Annotated in this window: 22 protein-coding genes; 10 read left to right on the plus strand and 12 right to left on the minus strand. The window is 61.8% G+C overall.

Features of this window, described 5'->3' with window-relative positions:
* The first annotated feature begins 59 nt into the window (after positions 1-59).
* On the plus strand, positions 60-920 hold the full coding sequence (locus tag NKH17_RS16175) for an SMP-30/gluconolactonase/LRE family protein (RefSeq protein WP_352900184.1): 861 nt from the start codon (positions 60-62) through the stop codon (positions 918-920).
* 16 nt (positions 921-936) lie between these two features.
* On the opposite strand, the gene NKH17_RS16180 is transcribed toward NKH17_RS16175, so the two are convergent.
* The 4 genes from NKH17_RS16180 to NKH17_RS16195 all read right to left on the minus strand — a co-directional run bounded on the left by NKH17_RS16180 (position 937) and on the right by NKH17_RS16195 (position 4,467).
* Positions 937-2,649, minus strand: coding sequence for a SulP family inorganic anion transporter (locus NKH17_RS16180; RefSeq protein WP_352476868.1), 1,713 nt, complete (start codon positions 2,647-2,649; stop codon positions 937-939).
* Positions 2,650-2,828: 179 nt separating this feature from the next.
* The gene (locus tag NKH17_RS16185) at positions 2,829-3,098 is read right to left on the minus strand and encodes a helix-turn-helix domain-containing protein (protein WP_292656925.1); all 270 of its coding nucleotides are present in this window, start codon (positions 3,096-3,098) and stop codon (positions 2,829-2,831) included.
* Positions 3,099-3,412: 314 nt separating this feature from the next.
* The gene (locus NKH17_RS16190; protein WP_352900179.1) at positions 3,413-4,114 is read right to left on the minus strand and encodes a phosphatase PAP2 family protein; all 702 of its coding nucleotides are present in this window, start codon (positions 4,112-4,114) and stop codon (positions 3,413-3,415) included.
* A gap of 14 nt (positions 4,115-4,128) precedes the next feature.
* Positions 4,129-4,467, minus strand: a complete 339-nt coding sequence (locus NKH17_RS16195) for a hypothetical protein (protein ID WP_023679017.1) — start codon at positions 4,465-4,467, stop codon at positions 4,129-4,131.
* A 201-nt stretch (positions 4,468-4,668) separates the two neighbouring features.
* On the opposite strand from NKH17_RS16195, the gene NKH17_RS16200 reads away from it, so the two are divergent.
* Positions 4,669-6,675 carry a PhoX family protein gene (locus NKH17_RS16200; RefSeq protein ID WP_352900176.1) on the plus strand — a complete coding sequence of 669 codons (2,007 nt, stop codon included), beginning with the start codon at positions 4,669-4,671 and terminating at the stop codon, positions 6,673-6,675.
* A gap of 103 nt (positions 6,676-6,778) precedes the next feature.
* Here NKH17_RS16200 and NKH17_RS16205 read toward each other — a convergent pair whose 3' ends face one another.
* From NKH17_RS16205 to NKH17_RS16220, 4 genes are all read right to left on the minus strand, one after another.
* Positions 6,779-7,459: a GNAT family N-acetyltransferase gene (locus NKH17_RS16205; RefSeq protein WP_352900173.1), complete on the minus strand. Its 681-nt coding sequence runs from the start codon at positions 7,457-7,459 to the stop codon at positions 6,779-6,781.
* Positions 7,459-7,947: a MarR family winged helix-turn-helix transcriptional regulator gene (locus NKH17_RS16210; protein ID WP_352900170.1), complete on the minus strand. Its 489-nt coding sequence runs from the start codon at positions 7,945-7,947 to the stop codon at positions 7,459-7,461. Before NKH17_RS16210 ends, NKH17_RS16205 begins: the two co-directional genes overlap by 1 nt.
* Before the next feature lie 136 nt (positions 7,948-8,083).
* On the minus strand, positions 8,084-8,845 hold the full coding sequence (locus NKH17_RS16215) for an ABC transporter permease (RefSeq protein WP_352509411.1): 762 nt from the start codon (positions 8,843-8,845) through the stop codon (positions 8,084-8,086).
* 14 nt (positions 8,846-8,859) lie between these two features.
* Positions 8,860-9,786 carry an ABC transporter ATP-binding protein gene (locus NKH17_RS16220; RefSeq protein ID WP_352876957.1) on the minus strand — a complete coding sequence of 309 codons (927 nt, stop codon included), beginning with the start codon at positions 9,784-9,786 and terminating at the stop codon, positions 8,860-8,862.
* A gap of 263 nt (positions 9,787-10,049) precedes the next feature.
* On the opposite strand from NKH17_RS16220, the gene NKH17_RS16225 reads away from it, so the two are divergent.
* The 3 genes from NKH17_RS16225 to NKH17_RS16235 all read left to right on the plus strand — a co-directional run bounded on the left by NKH17_RS16225 (position 10,050) and on the right by NKH17_RS16235 (position 15,076).
* Entirely contained in the window at positions 10,050-11,423 is a 1,374-nt protein-coding gene (locus NKH17_RS16225) for a cytochrome ubiquinol oxidase subunit I (RefSeq protein ID WP_352803107.1), read from the plus strand.
* Entirely contained in the window at positions 11,420-12,424 is a 1,005-nt protein-coding gene (locus tag NKH17_RS16230; RefSeq protein WP_352803109.1) for a cytochrome d ubiquinol oxidase subunit II, read from the plus strand. The genes NKH17_RS16225 and NKH17_RS16230 overlap by 4 nt, the downstream gene beginning before the upstream one ends.
* A 102-nt stretch (positions 12,425-12,526) precedes the next feature.
* Positions 12,527-15,076, plus strand: a complete 2,550-nt coding sequence (locus NKH17_RS16235; RefSeq protein ID WP_352900166.1) for a mechanosensitive ion channel family protein — start codon at positions 12,527-12,529, stop codon at positions 15,074-15,076.
* A gap of 228 nt (positions 15,077-15,304) precedes the next feature.
* Here the strand turns inward: NKH17_RS16235 and msrA are convergent, their stop codons facing one another.
* The 4 genes from msrA to NKH17_RS16255 all read right to left on the minus strand — a co-directional run bounded on the left by msrA (position 15,305) and on the right by NKH17_RS16255 (position 18,652).
* Positions 15,305-16,033, minus strand: a complete 729-nt coding sequence (gene msrA, locus NKH17_RS16240; RefSeq protein ID WP_352971396.1) for a peptide-methionine (S)-S-oxide reductase MsrA — start codon at positions 16,031-16,033, stop codon at positions 15,305-15,307.
* 76 nt (positions 16,034-16,109) lie between these two features.
* Positions 16,110-16,445, minus strand: coding sequence for a hypothetical protein (locus NKH17_RS16245; protein ID WP_352900160.1), 336 nt, complete (start codon positions 16,443-16,445; stop codon positions 16,110-16,112).
* A gap of 77 nt (positions 16,446-16,522) precedes the next feature.
* Positions 16,523-17,239 carry a DUF1223 domain-containing protein gene (locus NKH17_RS16250; RefSeq protein WP_352900157.1) on the minus strand — a complete coding sequence of 239 codons (717 nt, stop codon included), beginning with the start codon at positions 17,237-17,239 and terminating at the stop codon, positions 16,523-16,525.
* Positions 17,240-17,587: 348 nt separating this feature from the next.
* Positions 17,588-18,652 carry a TadE/TadG family type IV pilus assembly protein gene (locus NKH17_RS16255; protein WP_352900154.1) on the minus strand — a complete coding sequence of 355 codons (1,065 nt, stop codon included), beginning with the start codon at positions 18,650-18,652 and terminating at the stop codon, positions 17,588-17,590.
* Between the two features lie 160 nt (positions 18,653-18,812).
* Between NKH17_RS16255 and lepA the strand changes: the two genes are divergently transcribed.
* The 5 genes from lepA to NKH17_RS16280 all read left to right on the plus strand — a co-directional run bounded on the left by lepA (position 18,813) and on the right by NKH17_RS16280 (position 24,302).
* On the plus strand, positions 18,813-20,618 hold the full coding sequence (gene lepA, locus NKH17_RS16260) for a translation elongation factor 4 (RefSeq protein WP_352898019.1): 1,806 nt from the start codon (positions 18,813-18,815) through the stop codon (positions 20,616-20,618).
* Positions 20,619-20,699: 81 nt separating this feature from the next.
* Positions 20,700-22,280: an RNA-directed DNA polymerase gene (locus tag NKH17_RS16265; protein WP_352900151.1), complete on the plus strand. Its 1,581-nt coding sequence runs from the start codon at positions 20,700-20,702 to the stop codon at positions 22,278-22,280.
* Between the two features lie 80 nt (positions 22,281-22,360).
* Positions 22,361-22,981, plus strand: a complete 621-nt coding sequence (locus tag NKH17_RS16270; RefSeq protein ID WP_352971401.1) for a hypothetical protein — start codon at positions 22,361-22,363, stop codon at positions 22,979-22,981.
* Positions 22,982-23,151: 170 nt separating this feature from the next.
* The gene (locus tag NKH17_RS16275; RefSeq protein ID WP_352900148.1) at positions 23,152-23,664 is read left to right on the plus strand and encodes a hypothetical protein; all 513 of its coding nucleotides are present in this window, start codon (positions 23,152-23,154) and stop codon (positions 23,662-23,664) included.
* A gap of 266 nt (positions 23,665-23,930) precedes the next feature.
* Positions 23,931-24,302, plus strand: a complete 372-nt coding sequence (locus tag NKH17_RS16280; protein ID WP_352900146.1) for a hypothetical protein — start codon at positions 23,931-23,933, stop codon at positions 24,300-24,302.
* The last annotated feature ends 274 nt before the right edge of the window (positions 24,303-24,576 follow it).

Genomic DNA, 24,576 nt, shown 5'->3' on the forward strand with positions numbered 1-24,576 from the left:
TCTTCCCGAAAAGTATCGAAAAGCCTAGCTCTCCGCCAGTCCATTACAGGAGACTAGCCATGAAAAGCCTCTTCACACCGATACTTCTCGCCATCGTCGGCATCGCGACTGCGCCGGCAGTTCAGGCCGCTGAACTCTGGCGCGCCGGCGGCCTCGAGCAACCTGAATCGGCGCTGTTCGACGCCGCCGGCCAGCGCGTTATCGTCTCGAACATCGTCGGCAATCCCGGCGAAGCCGACGGCAACGGCTATCTGTCGGTTCTGTCGATGGACGGCAAGCTGGTCACGCAACACTGGACCGACGGCATGGACGCGCCCAAGGGCATGGCGATTGCCGGCGGCAAACTCTACGTCGCCGACATCACCCATGTGCGCGTCGTCGATCTCCAAAGCGGCAAGCTAGCGTCGACGATCGACGTGCCGAACGCTGTCTTTCTCAACGACATGACCGCTGATGCATCCGGCAAGGTCTACGTCACGGATATGCTTGCCGATACGATCTATCGCATCGACGGCGACCGGCTCGAACTGTTCATCAAGGATGCGGCGCTCGCTTCGCCGAATGGCATCTTCGCCGATGGCGGCCGGCTGATCGTCGCTTCGTGGGGCAAGGGCATCAAGCCCGACTTCAGCACCGCGGAGCCGGGCGGCCTGCTCTCGGTCGATCTCGCCACCAAGGCCGTTTCGCCTCTGGCTGGCGCGGAAAACTTTGCCAACCTCGATGGCGTCGTTGCCATCGGCGGCAGCATCTACGCCACTGCCTATATGACCGGCACGCTCTACCGCTACAAAGCCGGCGGTACGCCGCAAGTGGTTGCGACGTTCAAGCCGGGCAGCGCCGATATCGGCACAGATGGCAAGTCGACAATCTTCGTGCCGCTGATGAACGAGGGCGAGGTCTCAGCGTTGGGCCTCGACTAAGCCGGCAGTTGCCAGCTCAGGCGGCGGGCGCGGCTTTCTTCAGCTGCGCCCGCGCATCCGTGATCGATGCGGCATAAGTCACCAGCGGCCGCTTGACACCGTGGTTGATCAGCATGCGGCGTGTCTGCGGTGAAGCGCCTGAGATAATAAAGCGAACGCCGGCGCGCTTGGCCTTGTGGGCCGCGCCCTCGATGACATTGGCCGCCGTCGAATCGAAGAACGGCACCGCCGAACAGTCGAGGATGAAGTTCTTGCGCTGGTCGGCGATGCGGTCCAGCACCGTGCCGACGGTCGAGGCGGCGCCGAAGAAAAAGGCGCCCGATATCCGGTAGACCACGGTGTCGGCATCGCTCGCCTCGCTGGAATCATAAGCGCTGGCTCGGTCGGCGACGTCTTCCTGCACCAGGGATTGATGGTCCGCCTCCACCGCGATGCTCTTGGCCATGCGGTCGATGAACAGGATCGAGCCTAGCGCGAAGCCGACGACGATGCCTTCGGTCAGGTCGCGGAAGATGACGATCAGGAACGTCGCCATCAGTACCAGCGCATCGCCGCGCGAGGCGCGCAGCAAGGTGGCGAAGGCCTGTTTCTCGAACATGTTCCAGCACACCACCGCCAGCACGCCGGCAAGTGCTGCAAGCGGGATATAGCTGGCCAGCGGTGCCGCCACCAGCATCAGAGCAAGCAGGATGGCCGAGTGCATCATGCCTGAGACCGGTCCATGCGCGCCGGCCCGTACATTGGTCGCGGTGCGGGCAATGGTGCCAGTGGTGCATATGCCGCCGAACAAGGCGGAGGCGATATTGGCGAAGCCTTGCGCCACCAACTCGCAATTGGAGCGATGCCGCCTTCCGGTCATGCCGTCGGCGACGACGGCCGACAGCAGCGATTCGATCGCCCCGAGCAGCGCAAAGGCGATAGCGTCCGGCAGCACGTCGATTATCCTGTCGAGGCTGAGCGGCGGGAAGGCCGGCCATTGCAGGCTGCGCGGGATGCCGCCGAAGCGCGTGCCGATCGTCTCGGCCGGCATGGCGAGCAATGCGACGACGAGGGATGCCAGTCCGATGGCAATCAGCATAGCCGGCCACTTCGGCCGAAACCGCCTCAACGTCGCAATGGTGATGATGGTCAGTGCCGCCACCGCAGTTGCGGCGAGGTTGATTGTTCCGGCCGCTTCGCCGATGGCCATCAGCTTCGGCACCAGCGGCCCTGGCTCCTTGCCGGCGAGCTTCAGCCCGAACAGTTCCACGATCTGGCCGGAGAAGATGATGACAGCGATGCCGGCGGTGAAGCCGACGGTCACCGGGTAGGGGATGAATTTGATGTAGGTGCCAAGTCTGAGATAGCCGATGGCAAGCAGGAACACGCCGGCCATCATCGTCGCCAGCAGCAAGCCGTCGACGCCAACCCGCGCCACCGTCGCCGCCACAAGCACAATGAAGGCGCCGGCCGGGCCGCCGATCTGGAAACGGCTGCCGCCAAGCGCCGAGACCAGGAAGCCGCCAATGATCGAGGTGTAGAGCCCGCGCTCCGGCGTCACGCCTGAAGCAATGGCAATTGCCATCGACAACGGCAGCGCAACGATGGCGACAGTCAGCCCGGCGATGGCATCCGCCTTGAAATGCGTGAGCGTGTAGCCCTCGCGCAGCACCGTCACCAGCTTCGGGGTGAACAGTTCGGAAAATGTCGGCCGCGCCGGTTGATGCACTGCCCGCTGCGTCTGATCCATCGAGTGCCTTCCGCATGAAACCAAGGAGCGGCGGGATCGTCGGCAGGACTGTCGGCGGTCGCCGTCGCGACTTGGAGCGCGTGCGTCCAAGTAGGCGCACAGATACGCCCCAACACTTTTGACCCGCGCATCGGACTATCCGAAAATCGAATTTGATTTTCGGCGATGCGGCAGTAGCGTCAGCCTTGCGGGTTCTGCGGCGTGACAGGCTTGAGGCGAACGCCCCTGCCGCCACGCTCGCTCGCCTGGTTCTCGCCGATCAGCTCGACCCCGGCCTCTTCAAGGGCCTGGATGACCTTCATCAGCGTATCGACCACGCCCCGGACCACGCCGTCGCTCGCTTCCATGCGCTGAATGGTTGGAAGCGAAACCCCGGCGCGCTCGGCGAGGGTCTTCTGATCGATGCCGGCCAGCGCCCTCGCGGCACGCATCTGCGCGGCAGTGATCATCGGTCAAAACCCCGTCTGAGTTCTGCAGTATCACGTATAATACCTTCATGATGATGGGTCAAACATCATCTTGCATATGTGAAACATGCAACAGTCTTTGCCAGCCGGTGCGCTGGCATGCTACAAACCTCGACATCGTTAGGCGGGACATCCATTGCGGTACCGATTTCACAGGTACGACCTTAAAAAGGATGAGCAGGTGAAGACATTCAAAGCGTTGGCGACCTCGACAGTCTTGCTGTCGATGGTTTTCCTGCTGGCAGGCTGCGGACATGGCCTGATCAACAGGCTGATTTGAAGTAGTCCGGCCGACGTCAGGTGCCGTCGGCCCGCCCTAGCCATCGCTGCAGCAATCGTGCCGCCAGCCAGCACAGCATCGCCCAGGCAAAGCCGGCGCACCAGCCGGCCAGCACGTCGGACGGCCAGTGGACGCCGAGATAGATGCGGCTGATGCCGACGACCACCGTCGTCAGCACCGCCAGCACGAGTACATAGATCTTCGTTATGCGCCCGGGCAAAAACCGTGCCGCCATGCTGCCCAGCGTCAAATACGTCACCGCCGACAGCATGGCGTGGCCGCTCGGAAACGAAAGCGATGCCACATCGGCGAGATGCGAGACCAGATCGGGGCGCGGCCGGTCGATATCGAATTTCAGCACGCTTGACAGGAGCTGGCCGCCCGCCACCGCGACGAACATGAGAAGCGCCGCGCCTGGCCTGCGGATAAGGAGCAGATAGACGATCATTGCTGCCGTGATCAGCACCAGCACGCTGGCGCTGCCAAGGCTGGTGACGTCGCGCATCGCTCCTTCCAGCCACGCCGGTCCGATCGGATTGTCAGGCTGGCCGGCCTTGCGGAAGGCAAGCAGGATTTCGGTGTCGAAGGCATGCGGCGTGGTCGCCCGCGCCAGCTCCATCAGTTCTTCGAACCCCCACAGCCCGCCGGCAATGACCAGCCCGGCCAGCAGAACCGGGAACTCCAGCCAGTTGCGCAGTCTGCTTGCAATCTTCTTCATCGGCCCGATCGCAGCTACAGCCTTTGCAGATAGGGCCCGAGCGTGATCAGCGCCACAGCTGCGATGGCAAGCACAATGCCGGTTGCCTGCAAGGCATTGACGCGCTCGCCGAAGAAGACCAGCGCCACCACATTCACCGACACCAGCTGGATCACCGCCGACAGGCTGAACGACACCGACATGCCGAATTCACGGATCAGCCTCAGCATGATCAGATTGCCCAGCGAATAGAGCGCCAACGTCAGCACGATCTTGCCGAGGCTCGGCGCCAGCCCCCACTGTTTTGCGGCCATCGCCGCCAGCAGGAAGATCACCGTCGAAACGCAGAGCTGCCCAAGTCCCCAGAAACTCACTTTTGTTCCTCCCGATGCGGTCCCTACGCGCCTGCCGCAGCTCTTGTTTCCGAAGCGCCGGTCGCGGTCAAGCGGGGCTGATGTTGGATACGAAATCGCAGATGGCAATTAGCCGGCATGTCATCAAACTGTGACCTGCCGGTAATACCGGATTGGCCAGGCAACACGCTCCAGCAATCCATCCAGCCAGAGGCAGGCCCTATGACCGAACAGCGCTCGACCGAACATCGCACCCCTGACGCCCATTTCCGCACCAGCCTGCTCGAGGAAAACGATGGGCCAGGAGCCAATTCCACCGACAACCGCACCATGGGTGAGATCATCGCCGCGCGGTTCTCGCGCCGCGGCTTCCTCAAGGGCTCGCTTGCCGTCTCGGCCATAGCCGCTACCGTCAGCCCGCTGGCGCTGATCGCCGCCGACAACGCCCGCGCCGCCGAAGGCTCCGCCTTCGCTTTCGACGAGCTCGAGGCCGGCATCGACGACAAGCATCACGTCGCACCTGGCTATGACGCCGACGTGCTGCTGCGCTGGGGCGATCCGCTGTTCGCCGATTCGCCGGAATTCGATCCGACAAAACAGTCGGCGGAAGCCCAGGCCAGACAATTCGGCTACAACAACGACTATGTCGGTTATATCCCGATCGGCGGCTCGGCCGAGCATGGCCTGCTGGTCGTCAACCACGAATACACCAATCCGCATCTGATGTTCCCGGGCCTCGTCACCATCGTCGATGGCAAAGCCAAGCAGGCGCCCCTCAGCAAGGAGCAAGTCGATGTCGAGATGGCCGCGCATGGCGGCACCATTGTCGAGATCCGCAAAGAAGCCGGCAAATGGCAGGTCGTGCGCGACGGCAAGCTCAACCGCCGCATCACCTCCAATACCGAGATGGCACTGTCTGGCCCCGTCGCCGGCCACGACCGCGTCAAGACCAGCGCCGACCCGAGCGGTACGAAGGTCATCGGCACCCTCAACAACTGCGCCGGCGGCGTCACGCCGTGGGGCACCTATGTCATGGCCGAGGAGAACATCCACGGCTATTTCTCGGGCGAGCTGCCGCAGGGCCATAACGAGGCGGCCAACTACAAGCGCCTCGGCATTCCCGAAGGCGCCTATGAATGGGCGGCGCATCATGACCGTTTCGATATCGGCAAGGAGCCGAACGAGCCGAACCGCTTCGGCTGGATCGTCGAGGTCGACGTTCAGGATCCGACGTCGGTGCCGAGGAAGCGCACCGCCATGGGCCGCTTCAAGCATGAGGGCGCAGAATCGATCGTCGCCAAGGATGGCCGTGTCGCCTTCTACCTCGGCGACGACGAGCGCTTCGACTATGTCTATAAGTTCGTCACCACAGGCAAGTTCAATCCGGACGATCGCGCCGCCAACATGAATTTGCTCGACGACGGCACCTTGCATGTCGCCAAGTTCGCCGAGGACGGTTCAATCGAATGGCTGCCGATCGTCTTCGGCCAGGGACCGCTGACAGCGGCAAACGGCTTTGCCAGCCAGGCCGACGTGCTGATCGAGACGCGCCGTGCCGCCGACCTGCTTGGCGCCACCAAGATGGACCGCCCGGAAGACATCCAGCCCAATGCCGCCAATGGCAAGGTCTATGTCATGCTGACCAACAATTCGAAGCGCAAGGCCGACCAGGTCGACGCCGCCAATCCGCGCGCCGAAAACGCCTTTGGCCATATCATTGAGATCGTCGAGGATGGCGGTGATTTCGCTGCGACCAAGGGCAAGTGGGAAATCCTGCTGAAATGCGGTGATCCCGCCGTGGCCGAAATCGGCGCCACCTTCTCCACCGCAACCACTGCCAATGGCTGGTTCGGCATGCCGGACAATTGCGCGGTCGATTCGGCCGGCCGCCTCTGGGTTGCTACCGACGGCCAGGGCCCGAAGGCCACAGGCCGCACCGACGGCCTGTGGGCGGTCGACACGGAAGGCCCGGCGCGGGCGACCTCAAAGCTGTTCTTCCGTGTGCCGATCGGCGCCGAAATGTGTGGTCCCCTGTTTGCGCCGGACGACCAGACTGCTTTCGTTGCTGTCCAGCATCCAGGCGACGGTGGCGAGGACTGGGAGGCTTTTGGGCGTCCCTCCTATTATGAGGATTTGTCGACCCGCTGGCCTGACTTCAAGCCGGACATGCCGGTGCGCCCGGCGGTCGTTGCCATCACCAGGCAAGGCGGCGGCAAGATCGCGGTCTGAGACGCAGGAAGGCCTTGCAGTCTCGAGGAAGGATTTCGGTGATGCGAAATCCTTCCTTTCCTGATATGGGATGCATCCATGCTGCGCATCATGCGCCGACTAATCATTCGGTGCGCTGAACCACGGCCACATTCATTGTGCTTCGCAACCTGAAGCCAATGGACTCGTATAGTCTAATGGCCGTGGTGTTGCTGGCATAGGCGTGAAGATAGGGAACTTCGCCGCGCGCCACTATCCGGTTTGCCACGAACAGGGACAGCAGCTTGCCTAGGCCACCGCCGCGAAATTCCGGATGTGAGCACACCCCGCTGAGTTCGGTATAGCCAGGTTGTTTCATGCGCTCGCCGGCCATTGCCACAAGTCTGCCCTCGATTTTCACGCCCCAAAAATCGCCCAGGCTCAAGGCTTCGAGCGTGAATGGGCCAGGCTTGGTGAGCAATGCCAGGGCGAGCATCTCAGCCGCATCGTCTCGGGTCAGACGTTGTACACGTTGATCAGACACGGTTTGCAACGGCCGCTCGGCAATCATTTGAACCCCGGCTGCGGTCAACGTCGCGGAAAGCCCCGCGGGCAGAGCAATGGCGTCCGACTGAAGCAGGATGACGCTCTCGCCCGCGGAGACAAGCTGTTCGAGCGCCCGCAGGCTTTCGGCGTCGTCGGCGCCAGTGGCGGCGAATGGAACGATCGACGGCCGATACCGCCTGGCGAGGTCATTACCTTGCGCGAACGCCCGATGTCGCGTCTGAAGCGCGCTCCAGATAGGCCGGTCGAGCAGGTGTCTCATCACGCAGCGCCCTCCGGATTTTTCACTCGACGGTCGAGAGGGGCCACGGCGAGGCCGTCCTCGATGGCGGTCAGCTGCTCAAGAAGCGACCCCGAAAGATCCGCGCACAAATCCGCAACGGCGTTTTCGATGCGCGGCCAGACCTCGCGCTTTGCGACATCGACCAGCCGCCGGCCGTCCCGAGTGAGAGAGACAATCCTGCGCCGCTGGTCATCGGTCGACGGACTAACCTCGAGCAATCCCAATCCGGCCAGAAGCGAGACGCTTCGCGTTACACCCGGCTGCGCGATGCCAAGCGATTGCGCCAGTTCCCCGACAGGCAGCGGGCCCAGCCTGTCGAGCGCGGCCAGCAGTGGGTACTGGCTCGCCTGAACCGGAACATCCAGCCGGTCGAGCATGCGCTGCGCCTCCGCTTGCAGTTGCTCGCCTATACGCTTCATCCTGCTGCCCAGGCACAAGAAACCAAGCGATCGTACGACGTCTTCCATACGCCAATCCGTCTCGCGAAAAACCATAACATGGTATATAACAAAACATGAAGATCAAGGGGCTGTCGTCGCAAGGGCTGCACTCAGCGCTGTTTCCGTTGACTGATAAGGCTGCTTTGCCTAGCAGGCCAGTCGATCAGTTGCGCAGCCGGTAGCCGGTCCTGAAGATCCAGGCGACGATTGCTATGCAGACGAGCAGGAAAACAACCGTCATGCCGAGACTGACGCCGACCGAAACGTCGGATTTGCCGTAGAAGCTCCAGCGGAACCCACTGACCAGGTAGACGACCGGGTTGAACAGCGTCACCGTGCGCCAGATGCCCGGCAGCATGTTGATCGAATAGAAGCTGCCGCCGAGGAAGGTCAGCGGCGTGATGATCAGCAGCGGCACCAGCTGCAGCTGCTCGAAGCTCTTCGCCCAGATGCCGATGATGAAGCCGAACAGGCTGAAGGTCACCGCCGTCAGCACCAGGAAGGCGAGCATCCAGAACGGATGCTCGATGTGAAGCGGCACGAACAGCGAGGCCGTCGCCAGGATGATCAGGCCAAGCACGATCGACTTTGTCGCCGCACCCCCGACATAGGCGATGACGATCTCCAGATAGGACACAGGCGCCGACAGCAATTCGTAGATCGAGCCGACGAATTTCGGAAAATAGATAGCGAAAGAAGCGTTGGAGATCGACTGCGTCAGCAGCGACAGCATGATCAGCCCCGGCACGATGAAGGCGCCGTAGCTGATGCCGTCGATCTCGGTGATGCGCGAGCCGATGGCCGAGCCGAAGACGACGAAATAGAGCGACGTCGAAATGACCGGCGAAACAATGCTCTGCAGCACCGTGCGAAGGGCGCGCGCCATCTCCACCCGATAGATCGCCCATACCGCATGAAGATTCATGACCGCGCGCGGGTTCATGCCTGTTTCCTCACCAGATTGACGAAGATCTCCTCGAGCGAGCTGTTTTCCGTGTCGATGTCGCGGAACTGGATGCCGGCCGCCTCGAGCTCGCGGATCAACGAGGCGACGCCCGGCCGTTCGCTCTGGTTGTCATAAGTATAGGTCAGCTGCCCGCCATCCGGCGAAAGCTCCAGCGCGTAGCGCGAAAAGGCGTCGGGAACGGTGGCCAGGGGACTGCGCAGTTCCAGCACAAGCCGCTTGCGGCCGAGCTTGCGCATCAGCTCGGCCTTGTCCTCGACCAGCACGATCTCGCCGCGGTTAATGACGCCGACGCGGTCGGCCATCGCCTCCGCTTCTTCGATGTAGTGCGTGGTCAGGATGATGGTGACGCCGTCTTCGCGCAGCCTGCGCACCATCGCCCACATGTCCTGGCGCAGCTCGACATCGACGCCTGCCGTCGGTTCGTCGAGGAACAGGATGCGCGGCTCGTGCGACAACGCCTTGGCAATCATCAGCCGGCGCTTCATGCCGCCGGATAGCGTGATCGCCTTGGCGTCCTTCTTGTCCCAGAGCGACAGGTCGCGCAGCACCTTTTCGATGAACGCCTTGTCCGCCGGCTTGCCGAACAGGCCGCGGCTGTAATTGACCGTCGCCCACACGCTCTCGAAGGCGTCGATGGTCAGCTCCTGCGGCACCAGCCCGATCAGACTGCGCGCCGCGCGGTAGTCGCGGTTGATGTCATGGCCGTCGACGGTGACGGAACCCGACGAGCGGTTGACGATGCCGCAGACGATCGAGATCAGCGTCGTCTTGCCGGCGCCGTTCGGCCCGAGCAGCGCAAAGATCTCGCCGCGCACTATATCGAGATTGATCTCCTTCAGCGCCTTGAAGCCGGTGGCGTAGGTCTTGGTGACCCCGGAAATCGAGATGATCGGCTGCATGGCTGAAAACGGCTGCTTGAAACAGAGTTGTTGATTTAATCCGCTGAATGTCGGTTCGCAAATCCGGATGTCAATGCCGCTCCTGACAGTTCTGGACATCGAGGTTCGCCGGAATAGGCGACACCTGCCCGATCGTCCAGCCAAATTCCGCGCAGAAGCAGATTCACCGGCACTGCGGCGTTCCGCCTCGCGGCGGGACGCCGCTTTGACCGTCCCGCGCATGAAGCCTATCCTTGTACAAACAAGCAGCAGCCGGAGCCGCCATGGACCCGCTCATCCTGTCGCGCATACAGTTCGGCGCGAACATCTCGTTCCACATCCTGTTCCCGGCGATCACCATCGCGCTCGGCTGGGTGCTGCTGTTCTTCAAGCTCCGCTACAACGCGACCAACGATTCCGCCTGGATGCGCGCTTATTTCACCTGGGTTAAGGTATTCGCGCTGTCCTTCGCCATGGGCGTGGTTTCCGGCGTCACCATGAGTTTTCAGTTCGGCACCAACTGGCCGGGCTATATGGAGACGGTCGGCAACATTGCCGGCCCGCTGCTGGCCTACGAGATCCTGACCGCCTTTTTCCTCGAGGCGGCGTTCCTCGGCATCATGCTGTTCGGCTTCCGCCGCGTCTCGAACCGCATCCATACGCTGGCGACGGTGCTGGTGGCCGGCGGCACCACCTTGTCCGCCTTCTGGATCATAGCACTCAATTCGTGGATGCAGACGCCGGCCGGCTTCGAGATGCGCGATGGTGTAGCGCACGCCACCGACTGGTGGGCCGTTGTCTTCAATCCGTCCATGCCCTACCGGCTCGTCCATATGCTGCTTGCTTCGGGGCTGACCGTCTCGTTCCTGATCGCCGGCCTGTCGGCGCTGCGCTATCTCTACGGCGATCGTTCGGAATCGATGTGGAAGGCGCTGCGCACCGGCGTCTTCACCGCCGCGATCCTGATCCCGATCCAGATCTTCGCCGGCGACCAGCACGGCCTCAACACGCTCGAACACCAGCCGCAGAAGATCGCCGCCATGGAGGCCAACTGGAACACCGGTCCCAACGTGCCGCTGGTGCTGTTTGCGCTTCCCGATGAAGCGGCGAGCGAGAACAGGTTCGAGCTCACCATTCCCGACGGCGCCAGCCTCATCCTCAGGCACAGCGCCGGCGGCATCGTGCCGGGGCTGAACGATTATGCCGGCAACCATCCGCCGGTATTTCCGGTGTTCTGGGGCTTTCGCATCATGGTCGGCACAGGCCTCCTTATGCTCGCCGTCTCCTGGTCGGCGGCCTTCTTCCTCAAGCGCCGCCACAGCCTGCCCAAGCCGCTGGCGCTCGTCATGGTGCCGATGGCGCTGTCCGGCTGGCTGGCGACGCTGGCCGGCTGGTACACCACTGAGATCGGCCGCCAGCCCTGGCTGGTCACCGGCGTGCTGCGTACCGCCGATGCTGTCGGGCCGGTCGCCGGCAGCCATGTCGCGCTGTCGCTCGCGGTCTATCTCAGCCTCTACGTGCTGCTGCTGATCGCCTATCTCAGCGTGTTGGTGCATCTGGCATTGAAGGCGGCGAAGGATGGAGACACCTCGCCGCTACCGGGCGTCATGAACAGGCCGCTGTCGCAGCCGGTTGCGCAACCGGGAGAAACATCATGAGCTTCGACTGGCCGACCCTGCTGCCTCTGATCTTCGCCGGACTGATGGGCCTCGCCATCCTGATCTACGTCATCCTCGACGGCTTCGATCTCGGCATCGGCATCCTGTTCGCCGCAGCCGAAGGCACCGAACAGGATACGATGATCGCCGCCATCGGCCCATTCTGGGACGCCAACGAGACCTGGCTGGTGCTGGCGGTCGGCCTGCTGCTGGTCGCCTTCCCGCTGGCGCACGGCACCATCCTGACGGCGCTCTACATTCCGGTTTTCGTGCTGCTGGTCGGCTTGATCCTGCGCGGCGTCGCCTTCGATTTCCGCGCCAAGGTGCCGGCCGGCAGGAAGCACCGCTGGAACCGCATCTTCTTCCTCGGCTCGGTCGTCGCTTCGCTGGCGCAAGGTTATATGCTCGGCGTCTATGTGCTCGGCCTCGACGTCGGCCCTGGCGGCATGGCGTTCGGCGCGCTGGTGGCGCTCTGCCTTGCCGCGGCCTACGCGGCGATGGGCGCCGCCTGGGTCATCTACAAGACGGAAGGCGACCTGCAGAGGAAGGCGGTGCTGTGGCTGCGCACGACACTGGTGCTGACCGCGCTCGGCATGGTCGCGGTATCGCTGGCCACGCCCTTTGCCAGCGCGCGCATCTTCGACAAATGGTTCGTCTGGCCGGCCATGCTCTATTTGTCACCGCTGCCGATCCTGTCGGCAGTGCTGTTCCTGTGGCTGTGGCGCCAGACCTTCCATCTGCCGAAACCCGGCGACCGCCACGCGCTGCTCCCGTTCCTGACATTGGCCGCGATCTTCACGCTCGGCTTTGCCGGCCTCGCCTGGTCTTTCTACCCCTTCGTGGTGCCCGACCGGCTGACCATCTGGCAGGCTGCTTCGGCACCCGAAAGCCTGGCCGTCATCCTGGTCGGCACGGTCGTCGTGCTGCCGATCATCATCTTCTATTCGTTCTTTGCCTACCGAGTGTTCGCCGGCAAGGCGACGGATCTGACCTATGACTGACCGGCATCGCCGTCGCAGCCTGAAACAGAATATTCATCTTCAAGCGGAATAACCTTCTCTGGCCGGCCGAGCAGAATCGTCGGCATCAAGAAGGGCGATGCAATGACCCCCTTTTTTGCGGCAGGACAGGATCGGCTGCTGCTTTTGCTGATCCGGACGGTCGCGCTGATCGGCGCACTCGCGCTTGCCGGCCTGCTGCCGGCGATGCCGCAGGCGCATGCCCAGGACGCGGCCAACTGGACCGGCGTGTGGGACACGAAATGGCGCGGCGGCGGCGCCCAGATCAAGTTCGAGCAGACCGGCGCCGACGTAAAGGGCGTGTACCCGCTTTATAACGGCCGTATCGAGGCCAAGGCCGAAGGCGACAAGCTTGTCGGCCACTGGTTCGAAGGCGACCGCCAGGGCGCCTTCACCTTCGTCCAATCGCCTGACGGCGGCAGCTTCATGGGCCGCTTCGATGCCGCCACCGCCGAATGGTGGACAGGTGTGCGCGTAAGCGCCGTCGAGGACGTGCGTGTCGACCAGTCGAGCCCGATGAGCACCATGCGCTCGTTCCTGCAGACGATGAACGAGAGCGGCGCCGACAACGTGCCGCGCGCCACCGGCGGCGGCATGGGTCTTGCCGGTCTGGCGGCGGGTCTCGTCGACGTCACCGAGGCCGACCGCGGCGGCCTCAACATGCCCGATTACACCAAGCTGCTGTTCACCGTCATCGACAACGCGACGTTCCGTCTGTGGAGCCTGCCGCATGACGCGATTGCCGGCGACGAGGTGACGGCGACGCTGCCGCAATACGGCACCAGGGTCTCCTTCGCCGTCACTTTTCGCCGCAGGAATGGCGACTGGTTCATCGTCGGGCCGCCACTTGGCCAGCTTCAGGCCAAGCTCGCCGAATTCCAGGAAGCGCGTGGCGAAGCCATCGACATGGTCGACGATCCGAGCAGGCTCGCCTCGCCGCGCGACACGTTCAAGGTGCTGTTGAGCGGCCTCACCGAAGCCGGCGATCCGGCACAGGCGGCGCTCGACCTGCGCAACTACACTCCGGCGGTGCGCGGCGACGAGGCGTTCCTGCTCGAGCGCTATCTCAAAAAGGTCGTCGACCGCATCGGCTACGTCTATTGGCAGGAGATCCCCGACGATCCGAAGAGCAACACCCCCTTCGTCTATTTCGAGCATCCCGCCGGCAACATCGTCATCGGCCCGGTCGAGACCGACCCCGACGGCACCGGCAAGCGCAAGATCTGGCAGTTCACGCCCGAGACGCTCGCCCACATCCGCGCGCTCTACGCCGACGTCGAAGACGTGCCGGTGGCGCCGGAATTCGCCGCCTTCGCCAGCACCGACCCGTTCTTCATCGCCCGTGGCCTCGCCCGCGAGATCAGCCCCGGCCTGCTCACCCGCGCCGGCCCGATGGAGCACTGGCAATGGTGGATGCTCGGCCTTGCCGCACTGGCCGGCATTGTCTTCGGCTTCATCGCCAATGCGCTGATTTCCTTGTTTGTCCGAAGGACGGACAGCTCGGCCTTCTTCCGCATCGTCGAATGGGCGGTGCGCTCGATCGTGCTTGGCTTCTTCCTGCTGTTGACGCTGCGCCCGCTCGGTCTGCCGCAAGTGGTCGCCGCCCCGGTCAAGGCAATCGCCTGGAGCCTGATCGTGATCGGCGCCGTGCCGGTGGTCTGGCATCTGATCGGCAAGGTCGCCGAACACTATCGCGGACTGTGGCAAGTGCCCGGCTATCACGACACGCTGATTTCGCTGTCCACCGGCGTCGCACGCGTCGCAGTGCTGGTCGTCGGCTTCCTGCTGTTGGCCGAAGTGCTCGCCATACCCTACGAAGGCGTCATCGCCGGTCTCGGCATCGGCGGTCTGGCGGTGGCGCTGGCCGCGCAGCCGACGCTGCAGAACTTCCTCTCCGGCCTGACGCTCTATGCCGACCGGCCGGTAAGCGTCGGCGACTTCTGCAAGTTCGGCGACCAGTCCGGCACGATCGAGCATATCGGCATGCGCTCGACGCGCATCAGGTCGCTCGACCGCACCATCATCTCGGTGCCGAACTCGGATTTCGCCGGCATGCAGATCGAGAACTACGCCCATCGCGACCGCACCCGGTTCGCTACGACGCTGCAGCTGCGCTACGAGACCACGCCCGATCAGCTGCGTTACGTCCTGGCCGAGCTGCGCAAGCTGCTGATTGCCCATCCGCGCGTTATCGATGAGCCGTGCCGCGTGCGCTTTGCCGGCTTCGGCGCCTATTCGCTCGATATCGACGTGTTCACTTATATCAAAACCGCCGACGTGGCCGATTTTCAAGCCATCCGCGAGGACATTCTGTTGTCCATGATCAACATCATGGATGATGCCGGCGCGCAGTTCGCCTTCCCTTCGTCACTGGAATACAGAGCCACCGACCTTCCGGTCGACGACGAAAAACGCATCGCCGCGGAGAAAAGGGTCGGCGATTGGCGCGAGGCGCAAAATCTGCCTTTCCCCGACTTCAGCCAGATCGACAAATTCGCCCTCAACAACACGCTTGCCTACCCGCCTGAGGGCTCGGCGCATTATCGCGAGACAGAGCCCGACCCGGACTCGGCCGAGGCAAAGGCGACGTTGGAGAAAGTGCGCTGGAGCCTGCCTTGGAAAAAGGGGAGGTAGTTTCGAGACGTTGGCGGGACAGCACCCCCCTCTGGCCTGCCGGCCATCTCCCCCGCAAGGGGGGAGATTAGCAGTTTCAGCGCTCCGCTCGTCCTGAACGTTGGAGATTTGGCGAAGGTCGAGGTGATAGCCGATCTCCCCCCTTGCGGGGGAGATGTCCGGCAGGACAGAGGGGGGTACGAAGGATCGCCGACGCTTATTCTCCGTCGCGCCCGCCGGCGCAAAAGCTCAGCTCTTGTTGGCGGCCAGCACCAGCACCGGCTTTTCGCTGTAGAGGTTGGGGAACAGCCGCTTCAGGTTCTCGACCTTGGGCAAATCGTTGTAGACGATATAGGGATAGGTCGGGTTGAGGGTCAGAAAGTCCTGGTGGTAGTCCTCGGCCGGATAGAAGCTCTTGCCGGTCTCCAGCGTCGTCACGATCGGCTTAGGAAACACCTTGGCCTTGTCGAGCTGGGCGATATAGCTTTCGGCGATCTTTTTCTGCGTGTCGTTTTCGGCAAAGATCGTCGAACGGTACTGTGTGCCGCTGTCCGGCCCCTGGTAGTTCAGTTGCGTCGGATTGTGCGCCACCGAGAAATACACCTGTAGCAGCTGGCCGTAAGTAACCTTGGACGGCTCGTACGTGATCTCGACGGATTCGGCATGGCCCGTCCGGCTGGTGCCGACCATTTCATAGACGGCCGTGTCCTTGTCGCCGCCGGCATAGCCGGAGACGGCGCTGGTGACACCCTTGACGTGCTGGAACACGCCTTGCACACCCCAGAAGCAGCCGCCGGCGAAGACCGCCTTTTCGGTGCCGGCGGTGGCCTTCTCGTCCATTGCCGGCGGCGGGATCACCACCGCGTCTTCGGCCGAGACTGCCGGGGTCTGCCAGAATACGGCGGCGGCGGCCGTGAGGATGAGCGCGGCAGCTGTTGCTTTTGCGAAAATCGACGATCGTTTCACGGCTGCGGTCATGTCTGATCTCCCATGATGTGGTGTGGATTATAGGACGGATAGGTCCGCCGGGCTCTCACATTGCTGTGCGCATCGCCTATTTGGCCGGAGCCATGGCATCGCAGGCCTTGGTCGCCTCTGCCTTCTTCATGGCGTCCGTCTCGGCGTCGGCCTTGTTCATGCAGTCGGCCTTCATCGGATCTGTCGCCTTCATCGCGATCGTGGCCATCGCGTCAGCCGCCATGGCGCCGGCCGGCTTCATTGCGTCCGTTGCCGGCTTCATGGCGCCCGTTGCCGGCTTCATAGCGTTTGTCGCCATCGCCGGCTTCATCGCATCTTCGGCTCGCGCCGCGCCTCCTGCGAACAGCGCCGCCGAGCAAAGTGCGAAGGCGAGTGCCGCCAGGGTCGGGCGATTGGTCAAACGATTGGTCATGATGATCTCCTAAGGTTTGGCAGGGTTGACGGCATGCGGCGGCGCCGCTGCGCGTTGGGGGAATTTCGGGCGGGTTTCTAATTCGTAGCGGCAGCAAGGATCGGCCCGCCGCCCGGCACCTGCACCAGCACCGCCGTGCTAAGGCCGCCCGTCGTCGCCGGCAGCGGCAGCGCGGTGGCGTCGCCGGTCCAACTACCCAGCCTGGTCAGCGAATGCACGACATTGGCGTGCGGCAGCGTGCGGCCGGTGTTTTCTCCGCGCGCCACCGGCACCTCGACGACGCCCTTGCCATAACGCACCAACCAGACGTCGGCCTTGCCGCCGGGCACCGGACCGGCGCCGATGCTGACCATCCCGCCGGCGAGCGACAGCGAAGGTCCGTCGGCGTGGCCGCCGCTCGAAATCAGCTGCTCGATCTCGCCCGGCCTGGCGCCGACCGCATCGGCCCTGCCGTTGACCACCACTTGCGGCGTGAACGGGCCGGAACGGCCGAGCGACGGTTCATAGCGGACCTGGCGCTGCGTGAATTCTTCTTTGCCGAATGTGTCCTTCCAGCCGAGATAGTCCCAGTAGGTGACGTTGAAGGACAGCGCCAACACGCCGTGCCGGTCCATGACCTTGATCAGATTGGCGTTGGCCGGCGGGCAGGACGAGCAGCCCTGGCTGGTGAACAGCTCGACGACGGTCTGCGTCTGGCCGGCGGCCGCGCCGGTTGCCGACAGCACAGTTGCCGAAAACAGTATTGCGGCGAGCCCCTTCAGGGCTGTGCTGCGTCTCGCTGTCGATCCAGGCATTGCGTTTCTCCTGCGCAGACATCGTCCATGTCCACACTTCGCCGCCGACGCGCCGTTCGTTACAGCATCACCGCTTCGTGATCGTTCGCAGCTCTCCCTTGCCCTTGTGGGAGAAGGTGGCTCGGCGCGAAGCGCCGAGACGGTTGAGGGGTGCTGGAAGAAATGAGGCGTCGGCGTTCCCTGGAACACCCCTCATCCGACCGAGCTTCGCTCCGCCGCCTTCTCCCACAGGGGGCGAAGGGAAGACGGTCGCTCGCAACCAACACGCCACTCGGTGTGACCGGGCGGCGGTGTGATGGACGGGCAGCCTAAGCGGGCCGATATGCCCTCGCACTCAGCTGCGGCGTCCTATTGTGTCAACAGCGTTTCCGATGCCCGCTGATTGAAGGCGCACTTGCCGGTTACTGTGTAGAAAAAGTCCGCGTTGGAATCGGTGATGTTCGGAGATGTCGGCACCGGCGATCCCCCGTCTTCCCACGCTTGTGTGCTGGTCTGGCCGCACGGCACCAGTGTAAAGATATCGACCGTTTGGCCACTGGCGATCTCGACGCCGTCCGCGTAGAGGCGGTTCGATGTTGCCGGATCGTTCGATTTGAGCACCGTTGGATTGCCTGACGGCACATCCATCTGCAGATAGAGCTGGTCCATCTGGCTTACGTCGATCACCGCGCCGGCACCGGTCGCGGGGTACATGGTGTTGACGCAGGTGGTTGCATATTTCTTGCCGTTGGAAGCGGTCTGGGTGATCGTGGTGCTGGGCAGCCCATAAAAGCTGAGCACCGTGGTGGTCGTACACACCTGCTGCTGGACCGTAGTGATCGTCGCTCCGTTGATGGTGGAGACGGTCGCCGTGCCATAGCCTTTCGGATCGCCATAACCGTTGTATGTGTAGGTGATCTTCATCAGCTTGTTGGCCACCGTGTCCCCGAATTTGGTGCCGTAGAGCGTCATTGTCTTGCCCCACCAGCCCGAGACCTTGGTCACCTTGAACGTGGCTTGCACCAGCGCCGGCCGCTTTGTCACTGCCGACGCAACGCCGACCTGCACCGTGTTGATCCTGGCGATCTGCATGAAATTCGTCGGCATGGCAAAGCCGGCCGAAGCCTTGATGCTGGCGGCGCCGTCGGTGGCGACGACGAAGCTGTCGAGCTTGGCCGTGCCTTGCCCGCCATTGGCCAGGTATACCTCCTGCAGTTTTACCTGGCGGTCCGCCAATGAGGTGTCCGTCGCAAGCGTCGTGATCGACAGCGACGCTGCATCGAGGGCGTTCTGCATCGATGCCCTGGTTGAAACCGCCGAGGTATAGTCGATGGAAAAGCCCAATGCGGCAACCATCGGGATAAGCAGGATGGCGAGCATCGGCGCGAACGAGCCGCTCACCGATCTGAGAAATTTGCGTGCTGACAGCGGCATTCCGATCCCCCCGAAACGGCGATAGGCCAGTGGGGCTATCACGCCGGGCGCGAACTATGCTCTAATCTCATGGATCAAAGTTTAACGACTTTGCCGTCCCGCCGCCGCACCCGCGTCCCGCCGCTTGCCGATATACCGTGCCCCTGCTAAAGCGCGCCGCATGACCACGCCGATCAAGAACATCCGCAACTTCTCCATCGTTGCCCATATCGACCATGGCAAATCCACGCTTGCCGACCGGCTGATCCAGTCGACCGGCGGGCTGGAGCTGCGCGACATGAAGGAGCAGGTGCTGGACTCGATGGACATCGAGCGCGAGCGCGGCATCACCATCAAGGCGCAGACGGTGCGGCTGAAATACCGCGCCAACAATGGACAGGACTATGTCCTCAACCTGATCGACACGCCCGGCCATGTCGACTTCGCCTATGAAGTGTCGCGCTCGCTCGCCGCCTGCGAGGGCTCGTTGCTGGTCGTCGATGCCTCGCAAGGCGTCGAGGCGCAGACGCTGGCCAATGTCTATCAGGCCATCGACAACAACCACGAGATCGTCGTGGTGCTGAACAAGGTCGACCTGCCCGCCGCCGAGCCCGAGCGCATCCGCGAGCAGGTCGAGGAGGTGATCGGCATCGACGCTTCCAACGCCGTGCTGATCTCGGCCAAGACCGGGCTGGGCATTCCGGACGTGCTGGAGGCGATCGTAAACGATCTGCCGCCGCCGCGCGAGGGCGACATCACGGCTCCGCTGAAGGCGATGCTGGTCGACTCCTGGTACGACGCCTATCTCGGCGTCATCGTGCTGGTGCGCATCATCGACGGCGTGCTGAAGAAGGGCCAGACCATCCGCATGATGGGCACCGGCGCCAGATACCTGGTCGAGCGCACCGGCGTCTTCACGCCCGCCCGCATCAATGTCGACGAGCTCGGCCCCGGCGAGTTCGGCTTCTTCACCGGCTCGATCAAGGAGGTTGCCGATACCCGCGTCGGCGACACCATCACCGAGGACAAGCGCCCGACTGCACAAGCCCTGCCCGGCTTCAAGCCGGCGCAGCCGGTGGTGTTCTGCGGCCTGTTCCCGGTCGACGCCGCCGATTTCGAAGACCTGCGCGCCGCCGTCGGCAAGCTGCGCCTCAACGACGCGTCCTTCTCGTTCGAAATGGAAACCAGCGCCGCGCTCGGCTTCGGCTATCGCTGCGGCTTCCTCGGCCTCTTGCATCTCGAAATCATCCAGGAGCGGCTGGAGCGCGAGTTCAACCTCGACCTCATCGCCACCGCGCCCTCGGTCGTCTACCGCCTGCTGTTGAACGACGGCACGGTCAAGGAACTGCACAACCCGGCCGACATGCCCGACGTGGTCAAGATCTCCGCCATCGAGGAGCCATGGATCCGCGCTACCATCCTGACCCCCGACGACTATCTCGGCGGCATCCTGAAACTCTGCCAGGACCGGCGCGGCATCCAGGCCGACCTGTCCTATGTCGGCAAGCGCGCCATGCTGATCTACGATTTGCCGCTCAACGAGGTGGTCTTCGACTTCTACGACCGGCTGAAGTCGATCTCAAAGGGCTACGCCTCCTTCGACTATCATTTGACCGATTATCGCGAGGGCGACCTGGTGAAAATGTCGATCCTGGTCAATGAGGAGCCGGTCGACGCGCTGTCGATGCTGGTCCACCGCACGGCGGCGGAAAAGCGCGGCCGGCAGATGTGCGAGAAGCTGAAGGAGCTGATCCCGCACCATCTGTTCAAGATCCCGATCCAGGCGGCGATCGGCGGCAAGGTCATCGCCCGCGAAACCATCTCGGCGCTGCGCAAGGACGTCACCGCCAAATGCTACGGCGGCGACGTCTCGCGCAAGCGCAAGCTGCTCGACAAGCAGAAAGAGGGCAAGAAGCGCATGCGCCAGTTCGGCAAAGTGGATATTCCCCAGGAGGCGTTTATCCAGGCGCTGAAGATGGGGGATTGAAAATACCGCTTCGGCCAGCTTGATCATGCGATATTCATAGATAGTCTGCAGCCTCAGCGGGACAGGGGGCTGGCAGTTTCTATGAAGAAATTTTTCTACGTGGCCATAGACAATATCTATAAGCATGGCGACACCGACATATTTCCGTTTCCGATTGAGAACAGAATAATAAATGACAAGAGAAACGATGTCGCCGATTTACTATTAAAAAGATATTCCGATTTTGACAAATTGTTTGTACAAGAGCCGCCGAACGACATCCGCTCACTAGTGGCTGTGCATCATTCTGGGTTTAGATGGGCATCGCAACTAGACCCGCTGTGGAACGTCTTTCTACTTGGAAATGTGCTTTCAATCGCCGAGACCATAGAAGCGGCCAGGCTTGGGCCGGAGCGGATATTTTCCTATCGATTGAACAAAGATAGCTATCTGTCCGGGGAGCTTTTTCGGCGGGACATCTCTTGGAAAGACTTCATCAACAAGTCGATTGCCGAATGTGAAAATAACGCCTACGTGATAACATGTGATATAGCTGATTGTTATTCAAGGATAAGCCACCACAAGCTTGATAACGCACTTCGGATGCTTGGTGTGCAGCCGGACGTTCGAAAGACGGTCCTTGAATACATGAAGCATCTTACGGGAACAAGGTCGGCTGGCCTGCCAATTGGCGGCCCGGCTGCACGAATTCTAGCAGAACTGGCTCTCGCAAACTCTGATCAATATCTTTTCAGTTCTGGCATTCACTTCATTCGCTACGCCGATGACTATCATGTTTTCTGCGGCAGCAAGAAGGAAGCCCATGAGATCATTGTCAAAATATACAAGGCTCTCGATAATGAGGGACTATCACTTCAAAAATCAAAAACGCGGATACTAACTGCGTCTGAATTCAAGCACGTTTTGGCGCAGATACGTGGGGGTGATGATAGGGACACCCGCTCACCGATACAACGCCTTATGTCTCTAACGCTAAGGTTTGATCCATATGCGCCCAACGCGGCCGAGCAGTACGACGAGCTCAAGGATGAGCTCGAAGAGATAGATGTCGTTGCGCTCTTGAATGAGCAACTGTCGCAGACCCGAGTGCACATTCCCACCACGCGAAAAATTGTCGAAGCGCTGAAATTGGTAGGCACCAACGCAAAGTATGGGGCGATGCTGTCGATGCTCGACAATATGGACGCTCTTTATCCTATCGCGCCAACGGTATTTCAAACGGTATATCAGGTATTCGACGAATTGGGTGAACGGGAAAAGGCGGGAATCTGTGATAGAATAATAGAGCTCTACGAAAGTGGCCACGAGGTTATGGCTCTAGACATGCACGTTGCGTACGCTAACCGAATTGTCGGCAAATATAACTCTATAAAGACCAGAAATTACCTTCACAGATGCTTCGAGAAAGAGGCATCTGAGTTGATACGGCGTGACATAATCATGATTTTCTCGAATTGGGGTAATTTCTCGTGGCTGTCGATGTTCAAGGCAAATTTTGGAGCGGTGTCAGGTTGGCAACGCAGGGCTCTCATATTGGCTTCGTATTCGATGGTTGACGAAGGGTCGCACTGGCGTGACCATATGAAAAGTAGGTTTGACGCCTTTGAGTTGATTGTTCGGGATTGGAGATCAGAGAAGCCGAACGTGCCGTTAGCGATATGATAAGCGAGAGGTTGTTTGCATCACAGTTCTCAAACTTCTGGCGTAGCGCACTTCCGAACTTGGAAGCTGTCACGCGCTCTGTGAATCTGGCCTACAACCGTATAAGTGGGCCAGCTAGCTCTACGAGCAGTCCTTCGCGGCGGGACCTAATCAGTGAAGCAGGCTATTTTCTTTTCTTTGAGTCCGTTCGCCAGCCGGAGGAATCGGCAGAGGTATTGCGGTCAAGAGCAGTCGCAAGCGCATTGGATTTTCTTAAGGGCAACATCCTGGAGTTTACGACAGAAAGGGACGAATTGAGCGCGCCTGAAGCTGACGAAGTCGATAGATTGGCGCGGTGGCTCCGTCACTACTTTAGTGGACTGGGTGTCCCGCTAGAGAAAATAAGTATTCCATTTTACAGAGGGCACGGAATTATCCAAAGTTGCAACGGTGACTTCGAGTTTTCTGACACGCTGGTAGAGATGAAGTACGTCGATAGGCAATTTCGTAGCCACGATTTGCGCCAGGTGATCACCTACTCAGCACTGCGATATTACGAGGGGAAGCAAGCGTACAAAGCCATAACGATATTGAATCCGCTGCTAGGGATCGAGTTTACTACGAACATCGACGAATTAGTTTATGGCGCGTCCGGCTCCGATGTGCCGGAATTCTTCCAGAGACTCTCTTACACAATCTCCAGTGGAGAGGTATCCCACTGACGTATCGTCATGATGAGAGATGGCAGCCTTCACGGTGATTAAAAAGGCGCGGTTCTTATCAGCGTTGCGAGAGTTGCGTGGAGCGGACAGTCGACGTGCACCTTCCTACCATCAGTAGCTTCCACGAACCTGCTACCTTGGCGTATTCTCTCCCGGCTTGGGAGATCTCGATGCGCTCCACGCTGGATTTCGTCGCCGCGATCGGCCTCGCCATCGGCGGCGCTCTGGGCCTCGCCGGCACTTTCGTCGAGGGCGCGCCACTCCGCGAAACACTCTGGACGATCGACGGTGTCGCACTCGTCGTGGCGACCGCGCTGTTGACCATGAAGTATCAGCGGCAGGGCAATGACTGGGTGGCGGCTGGATTTTTGACCTTCCTCGCCGGCGAGAGCCTGCTGCTGGCCGGCAATGCGGCCGGGCTTGAGGCCAGCGTGCCCTCCTATGTCGGCGGTATCTCGCTGTGGGCGGCGGCGCTGGTCATGGTCAGCGCGCCGAAAACCTTCGCCCTGTGGATGCGACTCACCGCTGTCGTGGCCGCTCTGCTGTTTGTCGTCTCGGCGGGCCTGATCCTGTGGGGCGCGCCTTTGCTGCCGACGTCGGCGCCGCTGCCCGCTGCCGGATATCCCTTCCTGGTGCTCACATTCATCGGCTGGATCTGGACGCTGCTGAAGCCCGGGCGTTGAGCCCGGTCGGACCGCCCCCTCTCCGGCCGCTTCGCGGCTCCCCCACTTTGTGGGGCGAGGAACCCAAGCCTTGTGAGGCTTCGGCGATTGGCATTCCTCGCCCCGGGGAGAGGTGGTTTGCGAAGCAAACCGGAGAGGGGTCTTGCTTAGCAACCTCGCGCGCCACGCGATGCGCAAATGGCGCAACCCCCTTCCACCCATCCCGCCGCCATGCCATGTTCCCCCTCGCGGCCGGGGAGGCCGTTTCATTCCGGGGGGAATATCCAATGTTTTACGCTTTCGCGCGCCGCGCTGCCGCGGCGCTTTGCCTTGCCGCCTTGTTTGCGCCCGCCGCGCATGCCGGCGATGTCACCTTCGAGATCAAGAACAGCCATCCCAACGCCATGCGCGTCGAACTCTACAGCCAGGACCGCGACCATGTCTGGCCGGGAAACAATCAGGATTATTATCTCAACGACGGCGAGACCAAGTCGATCCCGCTGTCCTGCAATGACGGCGAATCGATCTGCTATGGCGCCTGGGTCGATGGCGACGAAAACACCTATTGGGGGGTCGGCCCCGGCAACACCGAAAAATGCGACGATTGCTGCTACACCTGCAGCGGCGGCGAGACCGAGGAAATCGATCTGGTTCCGTGACGTGGCAAATCTCCCCCCTTGAGGGGGAGATGGCCGGCAGGCCAGAGGGGGTCGGTACGTCCTGATGCGACGTCCCATCGCGGACAGATGATGCCGGCGCTCCACGCGCAACGACCCCCTCTGTCGCCTTCGGCGACATCTCCCCCTCGAGGGCAGGGCTATCGCATATGAGTGATGGCATTGATGAGATAGTCGTCGTTCCAGGCGCATTTCTTGATGCGATGGCTGATGGGGACTTTGGCAGCATCGGCGGTCTGAAGGATGTTTCTGGCGA

The sequence above is a fragment of the Mesorhizobium sp. M1334 genome, from assembly GCF_040317995.1.
Lineage (GTDB): Bacteria > Pseudomonadota > Alphaproteobacteria > Rhizobiales > Rhizobiaceae > Mesorhizobium.